The 24,941-nt window shown below is 67.3% G+C and carries 25 protein-coding genes and 3 pseudogenes; 13 read left to right on the top strand and 15 right to left on the bottom strand.

Annotated elements, in window-relative coordinates; genetic code table 11:
- Window positions 1-736 precede the first annotated feature (736 nt).
- Window positions 737-1,555, top strand: coding sequence for a trehalase family glycosidase (locus AC099J_RS19635; RefSeq protein ID WP_479616958.1), 819 nt, complete (start codon window positions 737-739; stop codon window positions 1,553-1,555).
- A gap of 74 nt (window positions 1,556-1,629) precedes the next feature.
- Here AC099J_RS19635 and AC099J_RS19630 read toward each other — a convergent pair.
- A pseudogene (locus AC099J_RS19630) lies at window positions 1,630-1,836 on the bottom strand (IS3 family transposase); the annotation flags it as partial.
- Between AC099J_RS19630 and AC099J_RS19625 the strand changes: the two are divergent.
- The 4 genes from AC099J_RS19625 (at window position 1,802) to AC099J_RS19610 (ending at window position 4,783) form a co-directional block, all read left to right on the top strand.
- Window positions 1,802-1,930: a hypothetical protein gene (locus AC099J_RS19625; protein WP_479617106.1), complete on the top strand. Its 129-nt coding sequence runs from the start codon at window positions 1,802-1,804 to the stop codon at window positions 1,928-1,930. The pseudogene AC099J_RS19630 and the gene AC099J_RS19625 sit on opposite strands and share 35 nt — an antisense overlap.
- Before the next feature lie 64 nt (window positions 1,931-1,994).
- Entirely contained in the window at window positions 1,995-2,306 is a 312-nt protein-coding gene (locus AC099J_RS19620) for a hypothetical protein (protein ID WP_479616957.1), read from the top strand.
- Window positions 2,307-2,744: 438 nt separating this feature from the next.
- A complete protein-coding gene (locus tag AC099J_RS19615) occupies window positions 2,745-2,972 on the top strand; it encodes a hypothetical protein (protein ID WP_479617097.1) in 228 nt (75 codons plus the stop codon).
- Window positions 2,973-3,073: 101 nt separating this feature from the next.
- Entirely contained in the window at window positions 3,074-4,783 is a 1,710-nt protein-coding gene (locus tag AC099J_RS19610) for a sensor histidine kinase (protein ID WP_479616956.1), read from the top strand.
- A 265-nt stretch (window positions 4,784-5,048) separates the two neighbouring features.
- On the opposite strand, the gene AC099J_RS19605 is transcribed toward AC099J_RS19610, so the two are convergent.
- Entirely contained in the window at window positions 5,049-5,249 is a 201-nt protein-coding gene (locus tag AC099J_RS19605) for a hypothetical protein (protein WP_479616955.1), read from the bottom strand.
- Window positions 5,250-6,774: 1,525 nt separating this feature from the next.
- Between AC099J_RS19605 and AC099J_RS19600 the strand changes: the two genes are divergently transcribed.
- The 5 genes and pseudogenes from AC099J_RS19600 to AC099J_RS19580 all read left to right on the top strand — a co-directional run bounded on the left by AC099J_RS19600 (window position 6,775) and on the right by AC099J_RS19580 (window position 9,972).
- A complete protein-coding gene (locus AC099J_RS19600) occupies window positions 6,775-7,836 on the top strand; it encodes an AI-2E family transporter (protein ID WP_479617096.1) in 1,062 nt (353 codons plus the stop codon).
- Between the two features lie 398 nt (window positions 7,837-8,234).
- Window positions 8,235-8,802: pseudogene (locus AC099J_RS19595) on the top strand (tyrosine-type recombinase/integrase); the annotation flags it as partial.
- Complete coding sequence (locus AC099J_RS19590; protein WP_479617095.1) at window positions 8,800-9,471, top strand: AMP-binding protein; 672 nt, start codon at window positions 8,800-8,802, stop codon at window positions 9,469-9,471. The pseudogene AC099J_RS19595 and the gene AC099J_RS19590, both read left to right, overlap by 3 nt.
- Complete coding sequence (locus AC099J_RS19585) at window positions 9,468-9,746, top strand: BrnT family toxin (protein ID WP_479616954.1); 279 nt, start codon at window positions 9,468-9,470, stop codon at window positions 9,744-9,746. The genes AC099J_RS19590 and AC099J_RS19585 overlap by 4 nt, the downstream gene beginning before the upstream one ends.
- 1 nt (window position 9,747) lies before the next feature.
- Entirely contained in the window at window positions 9,748-9,972 is a 225-nt protein-coding gene (locus AC099J_RS19580) for a BrnA antitoxin family protein (protein WP_479616953.1), read from the top strand.
- 132 nt (window positions 9,973-10,104) lie between these two features.
- On the opposite strand, the gene AC099J_RS19575 is transcribed toward AC099J_RS19580, so the two are convergent.
- The 3 genes and pseudogenes from AC099J_RS19575 to AC099J_RS19565 all read right to left on the bottom strand — a co-directional run.
- Window positions 10,105-10,293: a hypothetical protein gene (locus tag AC099J_RS19575; RefSeq protein WP_479616952.1), complete on the bottom strand. Its 189-nt coding sequence runs from the start codon at window positions 10,291-10,293 to the stop codon at window positions 10,105-10,107.
- Between the two features lie 60 nt (window positions 10,294-10,353).
- Window positions 10,354-11,061, bottom strand: a complete 708-nt coding sequence (locus AC099J_RS19570) for an alpha/beta fold hydrolase (protein WP_479616951.1) — start codon at window positions 11,059-11,061, stop codon at window positions 10,354-10,356.
- A gap of 325 nt (window positions 11,062-11,386) precedes the next feature.
- A pseudogene (locus AC099J_RS19565) lies at window positions 11,387-11,851 on the bottom strand (integrase core domain-containing protein); the annotation flags it as partial.
- Window positions 11,852-12,114: 263 nt separating this feature from the next.
- Between AC099J_RS19565 and AC099J_RS19560 the strand changes: the two are divergent.
- Window positions 12,115-13,179: a tannase/feruloyl esterase family alpha/beta hydrolase gene (locus AC099J_RS19560; RefSeq protein ID WP_479616950.1), complete on the top strand. Its 1,065-nt coding sequence runs from the start codon at window positions 12,115-12,117 to the stop codon at window positions 13,177-13,179.
- Between the two features lie 35 nt (window positions 13,180-13,214).
- Window positions 13,215-14,105 carry a tannase/feruloyl esterase family alpha/beta hydrolase gene (locus AC099J_RS19555; protein WP_479617094.1) on the top strand — a complete coding sequence of 297 codons (891 nt, stop codon included), beginning with the start codon at window positions 13,215-13,217 and terminating at the stop codon, window positions 14,103-14,105.
- Between the two features lie 20 nt (window positions 14,106-14,125).
- On the opposite strand, the gene AC099J_RS19550 is transcribed toward AC099J_RS19555, so the two are convergent.
- From AC099J_RS19550 to AC099J_RS19505, 10 genes are all read right to left on the bottom strand, one after another.
- On the bottom strand, window positions 14,126-14,290 hold the full coding sequence (locus AC099J_RS19550) for a hypothetical protein (protein ID WP_479617093.1): 165 nt from the start codon (window positions 14,288-14,290) through the stop codon (window positions 14,126-14,128).
- 39 nt (window positions 14,291-14,329) lie between these two features.
- Window positions 14,330-14,605: a hypothetical protein gene (locus AC099J_RS19545; protein ID WP_479616949.1), complete on the bottom strand. Its 276-nt coding sequence runs from the start codon at window positions 14,603-14,605 to the stop codon at window positions 14,330-14,332.
- A gap of 123 nt (window positions 14,606-14,728) precedes the next feature.
- Window positions 14,729-15,697: a Bug family tripartite tricarboxylate transporter substrate binding protein gene (locus AC099J_RS19540; protein ID WP_479616948.1), complete on the bottom strand. Its 969-nt coding sequence runs from the start codon at window positions 15,695-15,697 to the stop codon at window positions 14,729-14,731.
- Between the two features lie 69 nt (window positions 15,698-15,766).
- Window positions 15,767-16,540 (bottom strand): carboxymuconolactone decarboxylase family protein, encoded by a 774-nt coding sequence (locus AC099J_RS19535; RefSeq protein WP_479616947.1) that lies wholly within the window; start codon window positions 16,538-16,540, stop codon window positions 15,767-15,769.
- A 59-nt stretch (window positions 16,541-16,599) separates the two neighbouring features.
- Window positions 16,600-17,823, bottom strand: coding sequence for an SDR family oxidoreductase (locus AC099J_RS19530; RefSeq protein WP_479616946.1), 1,224 nt, complete (start codon window positions 17,821-17,823; stop codon window positions 16,600-16,602).
- A gap of 13 nt (window positions 17,824-17,836) precedes the next feature.
- A complete protein-coding gene (locus AC099J_RS19525) occupies window positions 17,837-18,595 on the bottom strand; it encodes an SDR family NAD(P)-dependent oxidoreductase (RefSeq protein WP_479616945.1) in 759 nt (252 codons plus the stop codon).
- Window positions 18,596-18,611: 16 nt separating this feature from the next.
- Window positions 18,612-19,568: an acyl-CoA dehydrogenase family protein gene (locus tag AC099J_RS19520; protein ID WP_479616944.1), complete on the bottom strand. Its 957-nt coding sequence runs from the start codon at window positions 19,566-19,568 to the stop codon at window positions 18,612-18,614.
- Between the two features lie 2 nt (window positions 19,569-19,570).
- A complete protein-coding gene (locus tag AC099J_RS19515) occupies window positions 19,571-20,773 on the bottom strand; it encodes an acyl-CoA dehydrogenase family protein (RefSeq protein WP_479616943.1) in 1,203 nt (400 codons plus the stop codon).
- A gap of 9 nt (window positions 20,774-20,782) precedes the next feature.
- Window positions 20,783-22,924, bottom strand: coding sequence for an acetate--CoA ligase family protein (locus AC099J_RS19510; protein WP_479616942.1), 2,142 nt, complete (start codon window positions 22,922-22,924; stop codon window positions 20,783-20,785).
- Between the two features lie 2 nt (window positions 22,925-22,926).
- The gene (locus tag AC099J_RS19505) at window positions 22,927-23,697 is read right to left on the bottom strand and encodes an enoyl-CoA hydratase/isomerase family protein (RefSeq protein WP_479616941.1); all 771 of its coding nucleotides are present in this window, start codon (window positions 23,695-23,697) and stop codon (window positions 22,927-22,929) included.
- A gap of 354 nt (window positions 23,698-24,051) precedes the next feature.
- Here AC099J_RS19505 and AC099J_RS19500 point away from each other — a divergent pair, with 354 nt between their 5' ends.
- Window positions 24,052-24,933, top strand: a complete 882-nt coding sequence (locus AC099J_RS19500) for an SMP-30/gluconolactonase/LRE family protein (RefSeq protein ID WP_479617092.1) — start codon at window positions 24,052-24,054, stop codon at window positions 24,931-24,933.
- Window positions 24,934-24,941 lie beyond the last annotated feature (8 nt).

Here is a 24,941-nt window from a genome sequence, read left to right as displayed (position 1 = left end):
TCGGCACGCTCGGGTGGCGCGAGGCGAGGGGCCGAACACGGCCGCTGCTGCCGAGCAGGATCGGCACGCGACGGATCGCCTGACACATGGGACGGTGGACATGGGGTTCTTCTTCACAGTGTGAAAGGGAACGCCCATCCCCCGCGGGACACGGGTCCCCGGTTGGGAAAGCTCCAGGCGGGCTGGAGCGCGGTCGGCTGGCGCCATGACGGCCAGCGTAGAAGAAGGCTTGCATCCTGAGACGCAAGCCTTCGCTCGATGCCTAACGCGCGGGCTGCGGGCATGGGGTCGGCATCGGCAGGGCGCCGATGACATGACCAGACCATCCGGGGATGGCCGACCGGCGCGGGGCCGGGTACACCAAGGCCGGTGACGACTGCGACGCCAACGAACTGGACTTCAGGGCCGTTGGAACGGCCGATGAAGGCTTGGCGGACGCGATGTCCACGGGAGCGCATCGAGTATGGAGCGCTGGTGTAGCGCATGGGAGCCGCCGCGTGCCCTTCGCCACGCAGCAACTTCCAAATTTGCTGGCGTTGTCGACGGGATTCTCCGCACGGGCTGCGCGTCGTTGCGGATCGGAACGCGGGGAGGCTGCGCCAGGCGCTCACGCCAATCGATGCATTGACGCCACCATCGCTCTCGGCAAGGCGTCGACACGCCACCAGGGTTCGTGCTTCGGTGCCGCGAGATGACACACGAAAGCTCGCATGTTTGAGGACCTGCAACGAAGGGCTTGGACCGGGATCTACGCGCCGCCTGCGAGTCGGGCTGGGACTTCAGCACCCGCTGGCTGCGCGAAGCCCCACACCGTGGCGCGCCCTCGCATGGCCATGAGCGAGCCGCTACCGCCGCCTCGCTGTCGAGCATCTGCACGACCGATATCGTGCCGGTGGACCTCAACGCGTTCCTCTACAAGCTTGAAATCACGATCGCCGAACTCTCGGGGGCCGCAGGCGATCAGACGACACAAGACACGTTCGCCGAACGTGCACAGAAGCGCAAAATCGCTCTGGTCGAGTTCTGCTGGGATGAAGCACGGGGCGGCTTCTTCGACTACGACTGGCGTCTCGCAACGCGCCGAAGCTGCCTCACGGCTGCCTGCGTCACGCCGCTTTTCGTTGGCCTTGCCGAGCAGGCACATGCCCAAGCGATGGCCGGCACCGTGTCGGCACGGCTGATGGCACCGGGCGGAATGTCCACCACTGAATGCCATAGCGATCAGCAATGGGATCGGCCCAACGGGTGGGCGCCGCTGCAGTGGATGGGAATCCAGGTCTTCGCAAGCTATGGCTTCTACGCGCTTTCGGACACGATAGCGAGCCGTTGGCTTGCCACCGTGGCCGCGCTTTACGAGCGCGAGGGCAAGCTGGTCGAGAAGTACGCCCTGCGTCACGTCGAGAAAGAACGCACAACCGGTGGTGGCGGCGGCGAGTATCCGCTGCAGGACGGATTCGGGTGGACCAATGGCGTCATTTGCGCCTTGCTGGCACAACAGCCACAGAACAGTGTCAAAGCCTGCATCGCACACGACCCTGTGCATCACTACGACTGAGGAGCAGCCTACTTATGCACCGGGTGGCGTGCGGAGGGTGTGCCCCTGTGCGAGGACGGATAACTTGCCGATTCGTGCGCGACCCGCCGCTCGTCGCTGGCAGCCACGGTCGATGGCCGCGTCCAACATCGTGTTGATGAGCTCGGCGCCCGGGCGCGTTCCGATCGTCCACCTGACGACCATGCGATCGGAGCAGTGGGTTTTAGGCGACAGGTCACCTCGCCAGGAGGGCTCTGGAACGCCGTGATGTCGGTGAGCCACCTCTCGTTCGGCGCACGCGCTCGCGGCGATGAAGGCGGGTGGGAGACCAAGCGTGGCGCGCCGCTGCTGCTGTTTGCCCTTCCGGATGCAGAGCAGCGCAAGAACCACTACTAAATTGCCATCCCAAGGCGGCAAGCTTCATCCTCCCCCACGATCTGCGCGGCGAGAGATCAGTGGCATGACCCACTTTCCGGGTGCGCACCCGCTGCCGCGCGCGGTGTTCTTCACACTCCGCATGATGGTGGGTGTTGTCATGCTGATGCTGGCCGCAAGCTGGTGGGGCCGGGTGGCTGTACCGGCGCAAACGCTGGCAGCCGGCCCAGTTGCCACGGCCGCCGCTGTGGCTCTATGCCGGCATAAGCTTCTCGAGCCGGGTCGCCACCGTGGCCGGCTGGTACGTGACCGAGATCGTCCGCCAGCCCGTCGTCGGCTATCCCTGGTGCGCACGGTCGATGTGATGTCGCAAACGCCGCGCGCCATGGCGGGCTGACGCTGGTGATGTAGGCGCCGCTGTATCTCTCGCTGATCGTCGCCAAGGTGGCGGTGCTGAAGTACATAGCCTAGAAGCCCGAGGAGGGGCTGGTAACCGTAGCGCAGGAGCGCGGCGGCGCGCCGCCGGGCGCCACCACCCCGTCCATCGCGGAAGGGGGACGAGATCGCTTCCGCCTCGCGAAACAGGCCGCAAGCCGAAGTGTGCACCAATAGACGTCCTGACCTTTGACACCGCGCTGCCCGTGATCTTGATGGTGCCGATGGGCGGGTTTACGTGGTCTACGCCGGCGTGGCACTGCTAGCGGTGCGCAGCCTGCTCAACACCCGCATGGTGCGCGGGCCGGTGCGCCGGCCCCGTTCGGACTGCTGATCCTGGTGTCGTGCTTGGCTTTCTGGGCCTGGCCTACAGCATCTACCCCTATGTGGTGATGGCCAGCTGACGATCTGGCAGGCGGCCAGCAGCCCGGCGGCGCTGAAGGTGATCCTGGTGGGCACCTGCATTTCGGTGCCGGCCATCGTCGGCTACACGGTGTTCTCGTACCGGGTGTTCCGCGGCAAGACGGGCGGGTTGCGGTATGCATCAGCCGCCGGCAGGCTCCGCGCACAGGTCTGCACCCGGGTGCCGGGCTGCTACCAATGCGGAGGCGGCCGGCTTGTGCAATAAGCGAGCACACTTCTGGCCAGCTGAAACCGGATGCCGAGGCGCCACCCAACGCCGCGCGCGGCTGGCGCAGGCGGTTTCGCTGGCTGGCCGCTACGGCGCTGGTGGCATTGGCGGCATTCGCTACCCACCAGATCGCCACGCACGCGGCCAAGGTGCGGCTGCGCGAGGCGGCGGAGCACCGGCTCAACATGCTGGCCGGTGCGTTGGACGCCGACCTGACCCGCTTCGAGCATCTGCCGGCGCTGCTGGAGATGACACCGCTGGTGCTGACGCTGCTCGATGCGCCGGGCGACACGCAGCTGCGCGGTGCGGTCAACCGCTATCTTGGCGGCGTGAACGCCACGGCAGGCGCGGAGATGCTCTACGTGCTGGATGCCGGCGGCGTTTCGCTGGCCGCGTCGGACTTCGACAAGCCCGGCACCACGGTCGGCCAGGACCTGTCGTTCCGACCCTACGTGGCCGATGCGTTGCAGCGCGGCCATGGTCGCTTCTACGGTCTGGGCATCACCAGCGGGCGGCCTGGCTACTACCTGTCCTACGCCCTGCGCGGCGGGCTGCCGGCGCGCGGGGTGGTGGCGGTCAAGGTCAACCTGGCGGCAGCCGAGCGCAGCTGGCGCAGCCTGCCCGGCGATGTCCTGCTGATCGACGAGCGGGGCGTGGTCATTCTGTCCACGCGGGAGGCGCTCCGGTTTCGGCCGATGCAGGCGCTCGACGGGCTGCAGCTGGCCGAGGTGCAACGCACCCGCGCCTATGGCGACGCCAGTCTGCAGGCGCTGCAGTGGACGGCGAAAGAGCGGCTGGGGCGCGACGCCTCCGTGATCGCACTGGATGGCCGCGACCAGTTGGCCTCGTCGCGGCAGCTGCGCAGCGCCCCTTGGCAGCTGAAGACGCTGGACGATCTGGCCAGCGTGCGGCAGTCGGCGCGCAACGCCTCCGTCACCGCTGCGCTGGCCATGGCGGTGCTGCTGCTGATGGCCGTGACGCTGTGGCAGCGCCAGCGCGCGGTGCGCCACAAGTTGGCCAACCAGGCAGCGCTGCAGGTGGCGCACGACACGTTGGAATCCACCGTGGTGGCGCGCACCGCCCAGCTGCGCGCGGCGCAGAACGAGCTGGTGCACGCCGGCAAAATGGCGGCCCTGGGGCAGATGTCGGCCGGCCTGGTGCATGAGTTGAACCAACCGCTGACTGCGATGCGCACACTGGCCGAGAGCGCTGCCGTCCTGCTGGAGCAGGAACGAACGCAGGATGTACAGGGCAATCTGCTCCGCATCACGCGCATGGTGGACCGGCTTGCGCGCTTGACCGCGCAGCTCAAGACGTTCGCCCACAAGGCCGAGAGGCCGGGCGCGCCGGTGCCGCTGGCGCATTGCCTAGCCGATGCGCAAGCCAGCGTGGCCGAGGCCGCCCGGCTGGCCGAGGTCGCCATCGTGTTGGACGTGCAACCTGCCAACCTGCAGGTGGTGGCGGACGAAGCGGCGTTGAGCAGCGTGCTGGTGAACCTCATGCGCAATGCCATCGAAGCCATGCAGGCCACGCCCGAACGCACGCTGCGCATCGCCGCGCGCATGCGCGGCACGCGCGCCGTGGTCAAGGTGCGCGACACCGGCCATGGCATCGCCGCCGACATCCTGCCCCGCCTGTTCGAACCCTTCGTCACCAGCAAACCGGCCGGCGCCGGCCTCGGGCTCGGGCTGGTGATCTCGGCGCAGTTGCTGCGCGTGCTGAACGGCAGCCTCTCCGCCCACAACGAGGCCGGTGGCGGCGCCTGCTTCGTGGTCGAACTCGACGCCGTACCCCCCACTTCAGGATGAAACAGACAATGAACACCACGGCCACGGTCCGGGTTGATCACTGCACGCTCACGGTGGCCGATCCACCAACACCGATACCTTGACCCGACCGCCCGGCCATTTCGTCCCGCACGACGCGCCGACCTTCGCGCTCGAACCCGGTCTCGCCGGTCGAAGCTGACCGCGTTGGGCCGGGCGCTGCCCCGTCCGCGTGCTGTGCTGGGGGTGTCGCCGAACTGGAGGATCCCAGTTTGCGAGTCCGCCTGGCGGGCGGCCAGCAGTCGATCTACGACTTCAGCTGTTTCGATCCGCAGCGGTACGAGTCCACCGTTCCGGGCGATAGCCACCCGGCGCTTGCGCTGTGGTTGATGTCGGGCATACCGGCACCGCGCGCCATGGCCCCCACGCTGCGGCCTTGCTGTTGCATGCTCGCGATCGACATGCGGCCTTCGGGTTGGAATTGTTCGTATCGGGTGGCGGAGAGCATGTGAACACCTTACGTCAAAGGGTGTTGCACTTCAGATTTGAGGCCGCTGTTCGTTTGCTCGCGGTGTGTTGGCATTGCGGTCAGGCGTCGGACTACGGCTCGATGCCCAGCTGCCGGACGCGCGATTTCGTTGCCGGCATTGCCGGCGTTACTGCACCTTAAGTTCGGCGGCGCCGCCGCTGCCGTGCACGGCCTTGACGCGCGAGCGGCGGATCGCGGTGACGCGCGCGGCCGTAGGGTAGGTGAGGCTGCTTGATGCACCGGGCACGAAAGAATTGGCGGTGACAGATTTGCCTCGCAAGCGCGGCGTCGCACGCCGAGTGACACATTTGCTTCGCAAACGGCACGAACCCAGGCTGGATGCGCCTTGGCCCGATCCGGTCTTGCCGCAAAGGTCGAGTGACACATTTGCCTGCGCAAAAGTGACAGACTTGCTTTGTGCAAAGGGTAAGCGTGATTTTTCTCGCATTTACACGCAACAGCGAGGTGAACATTGAGGCTGATCGGCATAGCATGCACATTCACTTAGAAGAGAAAAAATGGAAATTTTTTCTTGATGCAGCTTCTTGGTCCTACACAGCCATTCGCCCAGAAAGTCGGGTGGAAGACGTCACTCCGGTAACTCGCAATGGTCCAACGGGCCATTTAGCGGAATTTCGTTCACACAAATGGGCCCATCCACGTACGGTTCGAACGGCAGCAGCGCCTATCAATCAGGCAACACGACTATTGCAGCGACTGCACCATGGAAGAAAACGAGCAATCAGAGATTTATAGAAAAAGAATAGAGGCGGCGCGCCAGATGGACCTCAGCCGGAGCGCGTTTAATGAGTTGATGGGACGCTTGTCACTTACCCCGGGCCGGATGGCATCGAAAGGAGCAGGGTAGACGTCACCGCCACGGAAAGGCAGCTGCTGCGTGGGCGGAATGGCCAATCGAACAAAAGGGTATTGGCCACGACGGCAACTGGAGCGAAGGCGATCAGCGCCAAGCGCCAAGCGCCAAGCGCCCACAGCGTATGCATCGCGCCCACCGCCGAGAAAACCACCGGGCACGACCAACGATATTGACTACGACATTCCGTTCTAGTCGAGATACACCAGGAGCAGGAAATGACAAGGGATGAGTTCATCGAGGGGCGCAATGCGAAAGGCTTGCGTCGCATTTATACCGTATCAGCCAAACGGCAGGCGGCATGGGTTTTCACGAGGGACGCGAAAACGGGCGTGATGCGAATCCGCACAGGGGGAGTCGATCTTCGCCTTACTGGCCTTCCGATCGGAGAGATGGCCAATGCGCAGGGCTTACTGAGCTCGGGCTTTGCGCTCCGAATTTCTGTGGAGTTCGCGCGAGACCTGGTCTCCTGCTTACACACGTACACCGGCGCCGGTATAGCGTATTCTCAAAACACTCCTCAGTTCCTGAGTTGAAGCCGTGAACGCCACCAACTCTGCGGCTGACATCGCCGCACCCCAGGGCGAGGGGCCGTCCCTGCCCACGCCCATTAACTTGCGCAGTGTCTTGATGGCGGTACTGGCACTGCTGGCCTGCGTCTATACCCTGCACTGGGCCAGTGCGGTGTTCATCCCGCTGCTGCTGGGCGTGATGTTGAGCTATGCCCTGTGGCCAGTGGTGGACAGGCTTCATCGTTGGCGCCTGCCGCGTGTGCTGGGCGCAGCAGGGGTGTTGATCGCGGTGGTTGGCGGCTTTGGATCGATGGTCTACACGCTCAGCGACGATGCCGCGGCACTGGCCGAGTCGTTGCCCGAGGCTGCGCAGAAACTGGGCCAGGCGCTGCGCCCATCGCGCGGCGCGCCAATCAGCACCCTCGACAAGGTGCAGCAGGCTGCCACCAGCCTGGAACAGGCAGCGCAAACCAGCGCCGCCTTCGCGCCACCGGCCAGGGGCGTCACCCGCGTGCAGATCGAGCAGCCGCGACTGAACGTTAAGGAGTATCTCTGGAGCGGCACGATCGGTCTGGCCTACCTGATCGGCCAGGCGGCGGTGGTGTTCTTCATCGCCTTCTTCCTGTTGACCACGGGGGACCGTTTCAGGCGAAAGCTGGTCAGGTTCACCGGGCCGACTTTTGCAAACCAGCGCGTCACCGTGCAGGTGATGGACGAGATCAGCGCGCAGATCCAACGCTACCTGGTCATCCAAGTGTCGACAAGCGCGCTGGTGGGGCTGGCGACCTGGGGCGTTATGGCGTGGCTCGGGCTGGAGCGTGCGGCCGTGTGGGGGCTGGTGGCAGCGGTGCTCAACTTGGTGCCGTATCTGGGCGCCATCGTGACGGCCAGTGGCCTGGCCCTGGTGGCCTTCCTGCAGTTCGGTACCTTCGGCATGGCCGCGCTGGTCGGCGGTCTATCGATGTTCATCAACACGCTCGAGGGCAATCTGCTGACGCCCTGGTTGGCCGGGCGCGCCAGCAGCATGAACCCACTGATCATTTTCGTCGGCGTACTCGCTTTTGGCTGGCTGTGGGGCATTTGGGGGCTGCTGCTGGGCACACCAATGATCATGGCGCTCAAGTCGATCTGCGACCACGTCGACGATCTGAAACCCGTCGGCGAGTTGCTAGGCCAATAGCACCCGCAGGGGCGCGCGATCTGCGAGGCTTGGCAAACCTCGCAACGGGTGTTCCAGATCACCGTTTGGACGACTTTGCAAAGGTTATGCCGCCGCATGGAACCAGATCCACAACGGAACGCGCGTCTTCACACCCGCCGCCGCGAACGCCTACACGGGTCAACAATTGAGTAGGAATAATTTAAGGTCGTGCCAGGCCGTTTCATGCGGTCTCGGTACGTCCTGAAAATCACGCGCTGACAAGTAGTTGGCGTTTCATCAGGTCTCGATTTGCCTCACGAGATCGCCACCGTTTTTGGCGGCAGTCTCGGCAGTATCGGAGTGCCGTCCTTGAATGCGTTGTTCCCGTACCGTCCAATGCGTTGACGGTAGCGGCGAACGGCGTGATGGAGGATCGGATGCTCACAGATTTTGGGTTGCGGGCCCTCAAGCCTCCGGCGAAGCTCTACAAGGTCGCCGATCAACTCCGGTCTCTACGCCGCGGTAACGCCCACTGGAATGATCAGCTTTCGAGCACGCCGATCAGTGGAATGCGGCGAGAGTCCTTCACGTGCCAAAGTGGACAAGAGGGCGGAAGCAGCGGACGCGTTGACGTTCGGCAAATGGGCCGACAAGTACTTCGCCGATGTGGCGCTCGCTGAATTGACACGCGCAATGCGCAAGTCGGTCTACAACCGGCATCTCGCAGCCGAATTCGGACAGTTGAACCTCCAGGAGATCACTCCTTTGCGACTGATGGCACGCTGCGAGCGAATCAAAGAGGGTGGAGCGGCAGCGCCCGCCGTCCATGCCAGAGAGATCGTGCTCCAGGTTTTCCGTTTTACCCAGGCCCGGGGTATGTCGATCCAGAATCCTGCAGAGGCGATCAGGCCCAGTGCCATTGCGACCTTCGAACCCAGGGACCGCGTTCTGTCACCAGCCGAGATCCGCTTGTTCTTCGCTGCTCTAGAGCGGACCAAGACCATGTCGAACGCTTCAAGCCCGCGTTGCCCCACGGTGCTGGGGGCCGTGCTCAACGTGCCGATGGAAGGGCACGACGTCTCCAGTATCCACACCGCCACGGGCGGCGGCTCGGCCATCCCGGTGCCAATCGCCGACGCCTCCCGCAACCGCTTCGGCATCCCGATCCTGGAGACCTACGGCATGACCGAGGCGTCGAGCTGCCACACCATCTCGTATTCCGACCGGACGGTGTACCTGGGCTCGGTGGGCCACCCCCTGCCCTACAGCCGCGTGCGCGTGGTCGAGGTGGACGACAAGGGCAAGTGCCTGCGCGACTGCCCGCCCGGCAAGATCGGCGTGGTGACGATGTGGGGGCCGGGCGTGTTCTCGGGCTACGTGACGGGCGCGCCCGATGCGCCCTTCGTCGCACCGGACTGGGTCAACAGCGGCGACCTGGGCCGCGTCGACGCCAACGGCTATTTGTGGATCACCGGCCGCGCCAAGGATCTGGTGATCCGCGGCGGCCACAACATCGACCCCACCGGCATCGAGGAGGTGCTCTACCAGCACCCGGCCGTGGCCGCCGTGGTGGGCGAGCCCGACGCGAAGTGGAGGAGCCGGGCAGCCAGCAGCCACCTGTGTCGCTCAATGCTTCTTGACCAGCAAGCTTCGATCCATACAATGTATGTATGAGATTCGAATGGGATGCTTCCAAGGCCACCGCCAACTTCAAGAAGCATCAGATCTCCTTCGAAGAGGCCAGGACGGTGTTCTTCGATGACTTCGCTGTGCAGTTCTTCGACGAGGAACACTCCGATCACGAGGAGCGCTTCATCATGCTGGGCATGAGTTCGAGTGCGAAGCTGCTGGTGGTCTGTCACTGTGAGCGTGCAGAGGGCGAGGTGGTCCGCATCATCTCGGCGCGCAAGGCAACACGCGGCGAAGCCGTGTTCTATCGAGGTGGCTGAGATGAAAGCTGAGTACGACTTCTCCAAGATGAAGTCTCGCAAGAACCCCTACGCGTCCAAGCTCAAGAAGCCTGTCACCATGCGTCTGTCGGAAGACGTAGTCGAGTACTTCAAGGGCATGGCGGACGAGGCGGGTGTGCCGTACCAGAGCCTGATCAACCTGTACCTGCGCGATTGCCTGGCGCAGAACCGGCGGGTGCAGATCAAGTGGCCCAGCGCGGCGTGAATTGACGGTCTCAGGCTCGTTATGACGTTTTGAGCGTCGGCGCCTGCCGATGCTCTTACTTCGACCGCGCCCCCAACCACTCCACGATGTGAGGCCACGTCCGCGTCGCCGCCCCCGCCCCGGTCACCAGGCTCACATGCCCTTGATGACCATCTCTTCCTTGTCCCGGCTTCCTGCCAGCCGCACCAGATCGGCTGACGCTGCAGCCGGCGCCACGTGGTCGTGCTGCGCCACCACGTGCGGCAGCGGCACGCGGATGCGGGCCAGGTCGCACACAGTGCCGCGCACCTCCAGCGTGCGCTGCACGATCTTGTTCTCCAACACTAAATCGCGCGCGAGCTGGCGAAACGCTTCGCCGGGGAAGGGCAGCGCATCGGCACCCTAGTGCACGATGCGCAGTTGCGCCTTGACGTAGTCCGGGTCGTCCAGGTGGTTCAGCAGCGTGGCCCGGCCACTCGCCTTCTGCAGCGGGCGCAGCATCTGGAACGCGCTCTCCACCATGCTCGAAGGAAAGTTGCCCAGCGTGTCGACCAGCGCATCCACATCCAGGCCCTGGGCCGTCAGCAACCTGCGCTGCATCGCCATGCCTTCGCCGTTGATGGGTGTGGCCAGCAGCAGCAGGTTCTTCAGCGGCCCGCAGTTCTCGCGTGCGGCGTACAGCGTGGTGAAGATGCCGCCCAAGCAGTAGCCAACCAGGCTGACCTGGTCTTCGCCCGCGTGCGTGCAGACCTGATCGATGCAGTCGGGCAGCAGGTCGGCCACGTAGTCGTCCAGGCCCAGCGTGTGGTGTTCCGCGCGCGGTGTGCCCCAGTCGATCATGTACACGTCGAAGCCAGATTGCACCAGGTGCTCGATGAAGCTCTGGCCGGGCGTCAGGTCGAAGATCGTCGGCTTGCTGACCAGCGACATCACGATCAACAGCGGCACGCGGTAGACATCGTCCGTCTGCGGCAGGTAGTGGTAGAGCCGCAGCGTGCCGCGTGCGTAAACCAGCTCGCGCGGCGTGACGGCGGTCTCGCGCGCCATCTCTGCCTCCAGCGCGGCCAGTGCGGCGCGCTGCTGGTCCAGCAGCGGGGTGGGCATCTTCATCGCGCGGCCTTGCGGGCTGCGGGCGCCGGCGCCTCACGGGTGCGGGCCGGGCGCGTGGTGGGGGGTTGAGCCGCAGTGGCCAATGAGGCTGGCGGGGCCGGCGCGGCCATGCGGGTCAAGCCGGCTTCGACACGCGCCACCGCGTCCTCGAGCCGGCCGATGCGCTCGGCCAGCGCCAGCACGATCGATCAGCTCCAACATCTTCCATGCAGGCGGAGTGGGTGCAGGGCAGGTCATGAAATTGGTCAACAACCATCTTTCGGGCGCACAGCGCCTGCTGTCGATGGAAGCCGTGACATTGGCCGGCAGAAGTCCTGGTTGAAGGTTACTGGATCTCGTTGTTTGCTGGTGTTAGCTGTTGAGCAGCATCGCCGGCATGCCGGCGATGCTGCTCGGCGAACCGGGCTGGCGGCATGCGCCCGATGCTCCCGTGGGGCCGCACCTCGTTGTAATCGAGCCGCCATGCCGCGATCTCTTTGCGCGCCTGGTGCAGCGTCTGGAACCAGTGCTCGTTCAGGCACTCGTCGCGGAACCGGCCGTTGAAGCTCTCGATGTAGCCGTTCTGCATGGGTCGCCCCGGCTCGATCAGGATGTGTCGGATGCCGTGGCTTTGTGCCCAGCCGATGAAGGCCCTGCTGGTGAACTCGGGGCCGTTGTCTGTCCTGACAGCAGCCGGGTAGCCCCGGAACCGCGCGGCCTGGTCCAGCAGCCTGATCACGTACTGCCCGCTGATGCCGTAGTCCACCGCAATGTCCACAGCCATGATGGTGCCGGTCGTGGCCATGGTCACAGGGTCACTCGTGCGCCATGAGCCGTTCGGTGTGCTGGAGGCCTGCGCCATGGCGCTGTGCTGTGCGTCGCTGGGCGTCACGTTGGTGGGCGCCAAAGGTGCGGACGCGGTGCCGAGCGCGACAGACCTGCCTGGCCCGTACCTTGGGCAGGCGGGCGCACCACCGCCTGGCCCTTCCGTGAGCAGTCGCCAGTAGTTCCACATTTCGGGGGCTGAATGGCCCCGTCGATCCCAACCCCCACAACATTTCAGGAGACAAACGCATGCCCTCACAACCTGCGCGCAGCGCTCCATCCCATCTGCCCTGGAGCCGCCTCGCTTTCGCCGCCGGGTCTACGGCCGCCATCGCCGGCATGACCGCGTGCGGCGGCAGCGACTCGGCCGATGCCGCGCGCCCCGCGCAGCCACTGGCCTGCGACGCCAGCGTGCAGTCCGCGCTGCAGGCTGCGGACAACACCTCGGTGCTGCTGGTCCGTGCGTTCCGGCAGGGCGAAGCCCTCTCGCTGGCCAGCACGCCGCCCGCGAACGCGCCACGCGCAGCGGCCGATCTGTGCGTAGTCAAGCTGCTGGTGGGGCCGGGCAATCCAGGGCCAGCGGGCGCGCCGTCGACCACGGCCGGCATCGGGCTGGAGCTGTGGTTGCCGGCCACAGCTAAATGGGATGGCCGCATCCGCGCAGACGTGCCCGGCGCCTTCATGGGCAGCCCGGCCGTCACCTCCACCACCAGCCTGGCATCGACCACGCTGGCAAGCTTTGCCGCCACGCACGGCACGGTCACCGTCACCACCGATGGCGGCAACACGAACGGTGGCTTCGGCGACTTCTTGTCACTGCCCGATGGCACGCCCAACCGACTTGGCTGGCAGCAGATTTCGCACCAGGCTGTGCACGCGATGTCGGTGCGCACCAAGGCCTTCGCCCAGGCGTTCTACGCCAAGGCCCCGGACCGCACCTGCGCCTATGGCTGTTCCAGCGGCGGCCGCGCGGTCTACCAGTCGGCGCAGATGTACCCCAAGGACTTCGACGGCATCGTGGCCGAGGCGGTCTGGTACGACCAGACGCAGTACTTCCCGGCGCTGATGTGGGCGCAGCTGGTGATGCAGCGCGACCCACGGCAGACGGCACGGTGCCAGCGCCGTCGGTGGACAACGGCGTCAACACCTTCCGCACGGCGAACCAGCTGTGGTGGGGCCGCAAGCGCGGCACGGGGCTGGACCCGGTGGCCGACTCGGCCGGCAACGTGCCAACGTTGGGCATCCTTGGCCTGGTGCTCGACCAGGTCGCCTGGAACCTGCAGGACATCTCGTACACGCGCGCCAGTTACGTGAACGCCACGGCCACCGGCCAGGAGCGCTGGAAGACCATGTCGTACGGCCAGTTCGCGCAGGCCTTCCCCGCCGGCCGCAATCTGAACAGCACGGTGTTCGCCAACATCGACGCCAGCAATCCGGATCTCACAGCGTTCCGCGACGCGGGCGCCAAGATGATCAGCACCGTCGGCATCTCCGACCCGTTCGTGTCGGTGGAAGCCATGCTGAACTACTATGCGCGGTCCTCGGCCCTGGTGGGTGGCAACGCGCAGGCCGACCAGTTCCACCGCATGTTCCTGATCCCGGGGCGTGGCCACTGCGGCGGCACGGGCAGCATCGGTGCCGTGGCCAGCGCCACGGCGCAGGTGACGGTGGACGACATGTACTTCATGCTGGTCGACTGGGTCGAGAAGCAGCAGCCGCCGAGCACGTTGCCGGCCGCCTCGCCCGATGGCACCAAGACCCGCCCGGTCTGCAAGTTCCCCGCTACCGGCCGCGTCGGCAACGCAGCTGCGCTTCGAGGTGGACCGGACTGTGCTGGCGCCGGCAGGCGAGCCCAGTTCATGGTGCCGGCCGGGCCGCAGGCGCTGGCCGCGCGCTACTGGCGCGCCGGCACGCCCAGCGCGCTGCAAATCGAGCAGGCCATCGATGAAGTGGAGGTGGCCTTGATGTCCCAGCGCCTGGCGCACGGTGCGCGCGGGTGGCAGGCCAGCGCCGATCCGTGGCTGTGCGCGCTGCCGGGCTTGCAGGGCGCAGGCGCCAGCCTCACGCGCGACGCGGTGGAGGCGCTGTTCAACGCGCTCGCGGCGATGGCCGAGGCTGGCCGGTCGACGGCCGCAGGCCTGGTGACGACGGGTGAGTCGGTTGCGGCGCTGCTGATCCTGCGGGAGTGCGTGCACCACCTGGGGTTCGACGGCAACGTCTGCCGTGCGGCGGACGGCTAGTAGCCCGCCCAACGTTCTGGTCAGGCTTCACTGCTCCTGACCACGATCAGCACTTGCGTGCCGGGTTCGAGGCCGCGCAACTGGTGCGACATTTTTCCAGGGTACTGCGCGTAGTCCCCTGCGCGCAGAAGGACCGACTTGGTCTCCATTTCGAGTTCAAGCGATCCAGAGATGATATAGAGGATTTTTCCCCGGCGTGATCGGTCCCTTGCCCCACCACCACGCTATTCGTGAAGCTCACGATGAATGCGCCCGAGCCGTGATCGCCGCGCGCGCTCGGGCGAAAAAGTCGTAGCCATCTGATGGCCGACCTGGCGAGCCGGCCGGCTCGAAGCGCGCACCACGTGAAGCCAATCCTCGTGAGGCACCTCGCCGAGCAGCGCCGTGATCGACGTGTTCAGCGACTTGGCCAGCCGCTCCAGCGAAGAGACGGCAATCGGCGCGGACGCGCGAGCCGAGCAGATCGAATGCGCTGTACAACGCCGCCAGGGGGACGACATGCGGGGCAGTACCAGGCGCTCGTAGTCGGCGATTGCCCAAGTGATCGCGGGGACGTGCAACGATGCATGCCGCCCGCTTCAACGGATGGGCGCATTGCGAGGACTTGTTGGCATTGCCTGAATTCACTGCGCCTGCTTCGGCAGATTCAAACTCTGCAGCAACGGCACCCACCGATCGAACTCCGCCTTGATGAATTTCGCCAGCTCCTCCGGCGTACCACCCCTCGGCTCCATGCCGATAGCGCGGGCGCGGGTCACGAACTCGGGGTCGGCAATGATCTGGTTCACCGCGCGGTTCAGGCGGTCGATGGTCTCGCGCGGCGTGGCGGCCGGCACCGTGAGCGAATACCACAGCAGCGCCTCGATGTCGTAGCCCTGTTCCTTGAAGGTGGGCGCCTCGGGCACCTGCGGCATGCGCTTGCTGTCCATCACGCCCAGCACGCGCATCTTGCCGGCGCGCACATGCTGCAGCGGCCCGGTGATCGACGTGCCGTGGATGTCGATCTGCCCGCCCAGCAGCGCCTGCAGGCCCGGCGAATCGCCGCTGAACGGAATGTGCGTGGTGCTGATCCCAGCCATGTGCTCGAAGGCCATGGGCGCCAGATTCGTCAGGATGGACGCACCCGGCGAGCCGCGGTTGATCTTGCCCGGGTTGGCCTTGGCCCAGGCCACCATCCCCTTGATGTCCTGGTAGGGCAGATCCATGCGGCCGACCAGGATGGAGGGCTGGTAGGCGATCTGCGTGACCGGCGCGAAGTCCTTGTCCGGGTCGTACGGCAGCTTGTCGTAGATGACGGTGTTGCTGGCCAGGATGCCGAGCGAGGACATCAGGATCGTCTGCCCGTCGGGCCGCGCGCGCGCCACGTAGTCGGCCGCCACGATGCCGCTGGCGCCGGGCTTGTTCTCCACGATCACCAGCATGCCGCGCTTGGTGAGCTCGGCCGCCAGCAGGCGCACGTACTGGTCGGTGCCGCCACCGGGCGGAAACGGCACGATGATGCGGGCCGGTTGCTGGGCCTGGGCCGCGCCGACCATGCCGAGCGTGGCGACGAGGCCCAGCAGCAGGCCGGAGATGAGGGTGTGGATGCGCATGGGGTTGTCTCCTTGGGTGTTCGAACTGCAGCGTTCAGAAGCAGCGTTCGGGACGCCGCGCGGGATGGTTCAAGGGCCCGGCGGCTGCGGCACCGCAGCTGCGCCGTCCTGGACCTGCCGGAACACGTTGGCGCCCAGGGCCGTGCCGTGCACGGCGAGGTGGGCGCCGAGCTGGATGGCTTGCTGCAGCTCGGCCGCTGGCACGCCCTGCGCCAGTGCGGTGGCCACGATCTGGCGCACGGCCTGCGGGTTGAACGCGGTGAAGCAGGCATGCAGCGCCAGCTGCACGACGCTGCGCTCGGCCGGGCTCAAGCCGCCCTCGGGCCGGCCGTGCTCGATGAAGTCCAGCAGCACCTTGGCATAGCCCGGGTCGCGCCGGGCCAGGTGGGCCAGGGGCAGGGCGTGTGCGGCACCCACGCTGTCGATGCGCGCCTGCAGGCGCGCGTCGAGGTCCGGCGCGTCGGGCGATGCCGTCAGCTCGGCGAGGATGTCGCTGGCCTGGCACACGCTGGCCACGCCTTGCACGGCCACCAAGTGCAGCACGTCGAAGATGTCGGCCTGCGTGGCGCCGACCTCCAGCGCGCGCTGCAGATGGGTCTGAAGGCCGGACGCGAACAGGTGCGAGGACGAGGCGTCCAGCGCCACGTAGAGCAGCTCGACCATGCGCGGTGTCAGCGGCCCGGTGCGCGCCGGGTAGCCGGCGTAGCGCGCGTACTGCTGCAGGAAACTGGGGCTGATTTCGAGCAGTGTCTCGGTCCACGGCCGCCAGTAGCCGCGCTCGGCGATGAAGAAGGCCTTGATCTGTTCGCGCGTCGCGCCATCTGCGATGTTGGGTGTGGTCACTGGTGAACCTTTGCTTTCGGCTGCGGTGCGAGCTTGCTCGGGGCGGCCCGGTGCGTCGCTCATGCAGCCGCCTGGGATGCGTTCGCTCGGCAGACCAGCGTCTGCCCGGTCAGGTACTGCGCAGCGGCGCCGCATGCATAGCGCAGCAGCGCGTGCAGGGACTGCGGCGGGGCATGCGGATCCACCTCCAGCGCGTTGATGCGCAGCGCGCGGCTGCCCCATTCGCAGGCCAGCGTGGCGACCAGCATGCGGGCGGCGGCGGCGTCGCCTGCGTCTTGCCAGCGCAACGTTTGCGCGCGTGGCAGCAGCACCGTCAGGCTGGCTTGTTGTGTGTGCTGCGCGGCAAAGCGAGCAGCGGCTGCGTGCACGGCGTGCAGCAGGCCGGCCGGCGCGGCTTGCAGCGGCGAGAGGTCGAGGCAGGCGGCGTAGTGCGCGGCGGATGGACTGGGTGGCGCGACGGCCTGCCACGGCGTGGCGTCGCCCCCCACCACCTCCAATTGCAACGGCAGGTCCAGGGCCATAGGCGCCAACACCGCCGGCGCGAACCGCTGGCTGCCGCCGTAGATGGACGAGCCACCGTTCACGGCCAGGGTCTGCCCGCTCAAGGGCTGGGCGCCGGTGCTGGCGAGGAAGAACAGCGCCTGCGCCATCTCGGCTGGCGCGGCCATGCGGCCCAGCGGGATCTTGCCGACGGCCGCGTCGGGCTGCAGCCGGCCGGCCTGGATGAGGCCGTCCACCAGCTCGGTGCGCACGAAGCCCGGTGCCAGCACCGTCACACACCACTCGGGGTGTGCCTGTGCCAGGGCCTGCGTCTGCGCGATCAACCCGGCCTTGCTCGGGCTGTAGGCGCCGCGCCAGGGGATGGCCTGCAGGCCAGCGCCGGACGACACGTTGACCACGCGCGCGCCGGGCTTGAGCCGCGCGCTCCAGGCATCCACCACGGCGGCAGGCGCCGCCAGGTTGAGCGCCAGCAGGCGGCCCATTTGCGCCGCGCTCTGCTGGGCCAGCGGTGTGTTCGAGGCGTCGGACATGCCGGCGTTGTTGACGATGGCGTCCAGCGCAGGCGTGCCATTGGTCAGCGTGGCGATCTGCTGGGCATCCGTCAGGTCGATGGCGCGCAGCACGTGCGCGGCTCCGGCCGGCGCGGGCAGGGCCGCGCCTACCTGCTGCAAGGCGCTGGCGTTGTGGTCGACCAGCACGCATTGCCAGCCTGCGGCGGCGAACAGCCGCGCCGTGTCGCGCCCGATGCCGGACGCGGCACCGGTGATCAGAACCGTCTGCATCGGGCGGCCCGCGTCAGATATTGGTGAGCGTGATGCCGCCGTCGACCACCAGCGCCTGCGCTGTCATGAAGCTCGCGTCGTCGCTCGCCAGAAAGCAGATGCTCCGCGCGATGTCTTCCACCGTGCCCAGCCGGCCCAGCGGTGTGCGGGCGATGCGGTTGGCGTCGCGCTCGGCATTGCGGTTGCGCTGCGTGCCCTCGGTCGGCACGGCGGACGGGCACACTGCATTGACGCGGATGTTGCGCGGCCCCAGCTCGGCGGCAGCAGCACGCGTGATGCCCAGGATGCCGGCCTTGATGCCCGAATACACCACCGAGTTGGCCGCCGAGCGCAGCGCCGCGACCGAGGCCACGTTGACGATGGCGCCGCCGCGCTGTGGATCCATCACGGCCACCGCTTCCTGCAGGCTCCAGATGACGGACTTGAAGCCCACGTCGAGCATGCGATCGATGGTCTCCGGCATGATTTCCGGGATGGCCTGGTAGCGCACCCAGGCCGCGTTGTTGACCAGGATGTCCAGCCGCTGCGCATGCGCGAACGCGCGCTGGATCGCCTCGCGCATGCCTTCGCGGCTGGCGATGTTGACCGGCGCGCCGAAGGCCTGGCCGCCGCGCGAGACGATGTCGTCGACCACCGGCGCGACCAGTTCCTCCTTGAGGTCGTTCACGCAGACGATGGCGCCGCGCGCAGCCATCTGCAGGGCCGTCTCGCGGCCGATGCCGGCGCCGGCGCCGGTGATGAGGGCCACGCGGCCCAGCAGGTCTTGGTGCATCAGTTTTCCTTGGTGTTCACACGGACGCGATGAAGTCGCGGCCGACCTGGCTGGCCAGCGCGCCCGAGCCGAAAGCGGCGTCGAACTTGCGTACCTGGCGCAGCGACACGTGCAGTGGCAGTTCCCAGGTGAAGCCCATGCCGCCGTGCAGGTGGATGGATTTCTCCAGCACGAAGGCGGCGCTGGCCAGCGCGTTGGCCAGCACTGGCTGGGCGTTGCGCGGCAGCCCGTCTTCGTCCGGATCGAGCACGCGCTGGATGCCCGCGCCGGCCGCCTCCTGCAGCAGCCGCATGCGCGCCAGCAGGTGGCGCACCGCCTGCTTGGCCGACAGCGGCCGGCCGAACTGCACGCGGGTTGCCATGTAGGTGGCCGTGGTGGCCAGCGCGCCTTCGGCGGCACCGTTGACGAAGCCGGCCACCAGGATGTCGCGCTCGCGCTGCAGCGCGCCGAACGTATCGGCATCCAGCGTGGCCAACACCTTGGCGTCGGCCAGCCCCAGCCAGCACTGAGGGTGGTCAGGGTCCAGCGCCGGGTCGTCGTCGATCTGCACGGTGGCCAGGTCGAGCAGGGCCGCACCGCCGTGGCCGTCGGCCACCAGCACCCAGTCGCTGGCGCGGGCGTAGCGTGCCTGTCCGGCGTAGCCGTCCTGCAGGCTGCCCTGCAGCGCCCAGGTGGCGGTGCGTGTGCCGCCGGCCAGCTTGGCTGCCAGCGGCGACGTGCCCAGCGCCTTTGCGACCAGGATGGTTTCGAGTAGCGGCCACTGCAGGCGCAGACGGCCGGCTTCGGCCACGATGGGCAGCGCGAACGCGGTGCCCAGCGCCAGGCCGCCCGCGTCTTCGACAGCGCACACGCCGCACAGGCCGGCATTGGCCAGCACCTGGGCGGCTTCGCGCGCGCTGCGCCCCTGCGCATCGGCGATGGCCGCGGCCGCGGCCTGGGCGAACTCTTCGGGTTGGAGGTCTTGGTCCGACATGGTCAGAGGTCCTTGGGCAAGTTCATGATGCGGTCGGCAATGATGTCCAGCTGCACTTCGGTGGTGCCGGCGTAGATGGTCTCGGCGCGGGCGAACAGGTAGCCGGTGGTGAAGTGCTTGCGGGCGCGCTGCGCCAGCGCGCTGGAGCGCGGCGTCACATGCGACACCAGCGACAGCGCCAGCGCGGCAAACGCCTGGTGGCATTCGGACCAGTACAGCTTGGTCAACGAGCCGCGCGCGCCGATCTTCTCGCCCGCCACCATCTGGCGCACCGTGCGCTCGACCAGGCCCTTGAGCGCGTCGATCTCGCCCACCACGTCGCCGATGCGGCGCTGCGTGTGGCCGTCGTCCAGCAGCTTGGCCAGCTCTGGGTCCGACTTGCAGGCCGCGATCAATTGGCGCAGCTCGCACTCGAAACGCCAGGCTCGGTACATGCGGTTGGTGGCGCGCTCGATGGACAGCACGCGGATGGCCGCGTTCCAGCCTTCGTCGGGTGCGCCCAGGCGCGCGCTGTCGGGCACGACCACGTTGTCGAAAAAGACTTCGGCGAACGAGTCCTTGCCGTCGATGGACTTGATCGGCACCACGCGGATGCCGGGCGTGTCCATGGGCACGGCGAACATCAACAGGCCGCGGTGCTTGTCGGCCACGGTGCCGGTGCGCGTCAGCAGCAGGCAGTAGTGCGCCTTGGCCGCGCCGCTGGTCCAGATCTTCTGGCCGTTGATGCGCCAGCTGTCGCCCTCGGGCACGCCCTTGGTGCGCAGGCGCGCCAGGTCGGAGCCGGCGTCGGGTTCGGAAAAGCCCTGGCACCAGTAGTCCTGCATGGACAGGATGCGCGGCAGGAACTGCAGCTTCTGCTTCTCTGTGCCCACGGTCTGGATGATGGGGCCGGCCAGTTCCTTGCCGATGGAGCTCACGCTCTCGGGCATGGCGAGTGCGCCCACTTCCTTGTTGACGGCCAGGTGCTCGCGCAGCGTGAGGCCCAGGCCGCCGTAGGCCTTGGGCCAGGTCATGCCGGCCAGGCCGGCCTGGTGCATCGCAGCTTCCCAGTCGCGGCATTCGTCCAGCGTGGGCGTGCGGTAGTCGACGCTGTCGGCGTACATGTGCGCGGGCAGGTTGGCGCGCAGCCATTGGCGCGCGTACTGGCGGTAGACGGCCGGGCCTGCGGCGGCGTCCGGAATGGCCGGGTTCTTGTCCATGTGCATGGGGCTGCTTCAGTGGGCGGAAGGGTTGCGGGAGGTCGGGACCATCAGCGCATCGAGCACGAGCACGCCTTCGCCCTCGGGCCGGACCAGGATGGGGTTCATGTCGATCTCGGCCACGTCGGCCGCGTGGCGGCAGGCGAACTCGGAGAGGCACGCCACGGTGCGGGCGGCGGCGGCCACGTCGGCCTTGGGCTGGCCACGCGCGCCATCAAGCAGCGCGAACATCTTGAGGCTGCGGATCATGCGCAGCGCCTCGTCTTCGGAGACGGGGGCCACCTGCACGGCCACGTCTTTCAACACCTCGGCGTAGATGCCGCCCAGGCCGACCATGACCACGGGGCCGAACACCGGGTCGCGCGAGATGCCTGCGATCAGCTCCACGCCGCCGCGCACCATGGGCGCGACCAGCACGCCGTCCAGCCGCGCGGCGGGGGCGTGCTGGCGCGCGTTGGCCATCAGCCGGTCGAAGGCTGCGCGCACGGCCGCGTCGTCGGCCAGGTTCAATGCAACGCCACCGATCTCGGTCTTGTGGGCGATGTCTTCCGAGGCGATCTTCAGCACGACGGGGTAGCCCGTGGCGCGGGCGCTGCGCACGGCCTCGTCGGCCGAGGCCACGATCTCTTCGCGCGGCACGGAGATGCCGGCTGCGGCCAGCGCCTTCTTGGCATGGAACTCGTTGCGGAACACCGCAGGGTCCACCGCGTCGATCGGGCCGTCGTAGGCAGGCGCCGTGGGCAGCGTCGTGAGCTGGCCCAGGCGGACCAAACCGGCCAGCCCCGTGGCGGCAGCCGGAATGCTGGGGAACACCGGGATGCCCAGCGCGCGGATCTCGGCCACGGCGTCCGGCGGGCCCTGGCTGATCAGGACCATCAGCCGATGCGGGTGGCTGGCGCGAATCTGTGTCAGCGCCTCCAGGTACACGCCACGCAGCCGCGGGTTGTACAGCGACAGGGCCAGCAGCAGCACCAGCGTGCTGCCGTTGGCATCGTTCTGCAAGGCAGTGAGCATCTTCAACAAGATGTCGGGCCGGGCCGACATCTGGGCCGATGCATCGACCGGGTTGTTGGTGCCGGCGGCGGGCACGGCCTCGCGGATCAGGGCCTGGGTGTTCTCGCCCAGCGCGGGCAGCGTCATGCCGGCTTGCACCATGGCATCGGCCATCATGATGCCGAAGCCGCCCGAGGCCGCCACCAGCGTCACCGCGTCGGTGGTGGGCAAGCGTTCCGCGCCCAGCAGCACGGCAGCGTGGCCGATATCGAGCAGCTCTTCGAACGAGCGCACGCGCAGCACGCCATGGCGGCGGAACACGGCGTCGAACACCGCGTCGGAGCCGGTCAGCGCGCCGGTGTGCGAGGCGGCGGCCGCCTGGCCCTGCGCGGTGGCGCCGATCTTCAGCACGATGACGGGCTTGTGCTGGCGGCGCGCCATGTCCAGCGCCTGGGCCAGCCGGCCGGCGTGGCGGCAGGTCTCCATGCAGCACAGGATGATGGTGGTGGCCGGGTCTTCGGCCAGCGCGGCGATGCCGTCGGCCACATCGACATCGGCCTCGTTGCCGGTGGCGATGAAGCGGCTCACGCCCAGGCCACGGTCGGCCATGTTGCGCATGGTGAAGCTGCCGATGTTGCCGGACTGCGAGACGATGCCCACCTGGCCTGCGGGCGGCAGGCTCTGCTCCAGCGCGACCGAGAACGAGCCGACCAGCTTGTTCACCACGTTGACGGCGCCCAGGCAGTTTGGGCCCAACAGGCGCATGCCGTGCGTGCGCGCCACGCGCACCATCTCGGCCTGCACGGCAGCGCCCTCGGGGCCGGCCTCGGCGAAGCCGGTGGACAGCACGATCACGCCGCGCACACCACGCTCGGCACAGTCGCGCACCGCCTGCAGCGTGGCGGCGGCCGGCACGGCCAGGATCGCCAGCTCGGGGGCCGTCGGCGTGTCCAGCACCGAGGCGTAGGCCTGCAGTCCCTGCAGCATGCCGCCCTTGGGGTTGATGGGGTAGATGGCGCCGGCGTAGCCGTACTTGCGCAGCAGCTGCACCGGGCGCCCGCCGATCTTGGTGATGTCTTCGGAGGCGCCGACGATGGCCACGCTGGCGGCCGCGAAGAAAGCATCCAGCCCGACGCCGGGCGCCGCTTGAACCTGGGTCAACATGCTCAGCGCCCCTTGAAGACCGGTGCGCGCTTTTCGAGGAAGGCCATGCGGGCTTCGCGTGCGTCTTCGGTCTTGGACAGCGCGACGGTGAACTCCTGCTCGAAGCGGTAGGCATCGCGCTGCGGCATCACGTCGACCATGTTGGCGGCGCGCTTCGCATATGCGATGGCGAGCGGCGCCTTGGACGCGATCTCACGCGCCAGCGCCATGGTCACGGGCAGCAGGTCCTTTTCGGACACCACGTCCTCGATCACGTTGCGCTTAAGCAGGTCGTGCGCGGTGAGGCGCTGGCCGGTGAAGAACATGCGGCGCAGCGTGGAGCGGCCGAACAGGGTCTTGAGCATCGAGGCGCCGCCGGCCAGGCCGACGTTGATCTCGGGCATGCCGACCGTGGCGTTCTCGGACGCGTACAGGATGTCGCAGGCCGCCGCCAGGCCGAAGCCTGCCCCCAGGGCCGCGCCGTTGATGGCGGCGATGACGGGCTTGCTGCACTCGCGGATGGCGTTGCCGGTCTCGCGGGTGATGCGGTTGTGCTCCAGGAAGTCACCCATGACCTCCGCGTTCGGCCGGTCTTTCAGGTCAGCCCCCGCGCAGAACATGGTGCCGGTGCCGGTCAGCACCGCGCAGCGGATGTCGTCGCGCTCGGCGATGGCATCGAAGGTGGCCACGATCAGGCGGCGCATGTCGCGGTTCAGCGCGTTGACCGGCTTGCGGTCCAGCGTGACCAGCCCGACGCCCTCGGACACTTCCAAACGGACCCATTCTTCGCTCATACCACCACCTTTGTGAAAGCCAGCTTGCCGCAGCAAGATTCGCCAGATTGACAAGACATCGCACTGGGTGACAAACAGCCCGTTCTGCGCGGGAAGTTCTGTCCTGGCTTTGCGGGGCCGGGTGGCCTGCGCTGGTTTGTCTCAGTGTCGATACGCTGGCTGGATTGTTAAAAATCGCCGGCCGGATGGGTAGCGATGAATTCGGGGTACTGTTCTGCAAAAAACGAAGGGATTGGGGGTGTGATGGCGCGCCAGCGCTGGCTACCATTCAGCGCGCTGATATTCGATGGATGGGAAATCGGAGAATCGGCAAACGCCATTCGATTCAGCCGTTTCAGAGATTTCCCATTGACCATGATTATCCAGCGCCTCGGCGATTTGAAAACCGCATTGGGTGAATGCCCCGTGTGGCACGGCGGGCGGCTGTGGCTGCTGGACTGCCGCGCCGGCCTGGTGTTGGCGCTGGATGCAGACGCGGGTGAGGTGCTGGCCCGCCACGCGGCGCCGGCGCCGCTGGGCTCGTTCGCGTTCAACGGCGAAGGCGGGGACAGCATCGTGCTGGCGCTGAAGGACGAGATCGCCGCGCTCGACCTCGCCACCGGGCAACTGCGCACGCTGGCCCGCATCGAGACCAGCCACCCGCTGCTGCGGTTGAACGACGGGACGGCGCTGGCCGACGGCAGTTTCGTGGTCGGCACCATGCACGTGCCGCGCGAGCCGGCCGAGGCGCCGTTGGGCGGGCTGTACCGGCTCGATCCGCAACTGCGTCTGCAAAAGCTCGACGTGGGCCTGGGCATCACCAACGGCCCCTGCGTCAACCCGCTGACGGGCCGCCTGCATGTGGCCGACAGCAGCGAGCGCGTGGTTTATTCGTACCGGATCGAGGCCGACGGCCTGCTTTCCGACAAGCAGGTCTTCGTGCGGACCGAGGAACATGGCTCCGGCCCCGACGGCTGCGCCTTCGACATCGAGGGCGGGCTGTGGATGGCGCTGGTGCGCGTGGGCGCGCTGGCCCGGTTCGACCTGCAGGGCCGGTTGACGCACAAGATCGATGTGCCGGTGACGCACCCCAGCGCCCTGTGCTTCGGCGGTCCCGGCATGGCCGACCTGTTCGTCACCAGCATCAGCGACAGCGGCCGGCTGCAGGCCACCGGCCCGCTGGATGGCGCGGTGCTGAAGCTGACGGGGTTGGGCTTTGCTGGCCTGGCGCGGCCGGTGTGCCGGCTGGCGCTGTAAGAGGCATG

It is taken from the genome of Rhodoferax sp. RT4P68 (assembly GCF_056521305.1).
The sequence above is the reverse complement of the archived record's forward strand: the minus strand, read 5'-3'. Positions and strand labels throughout refer to the sequence as shown.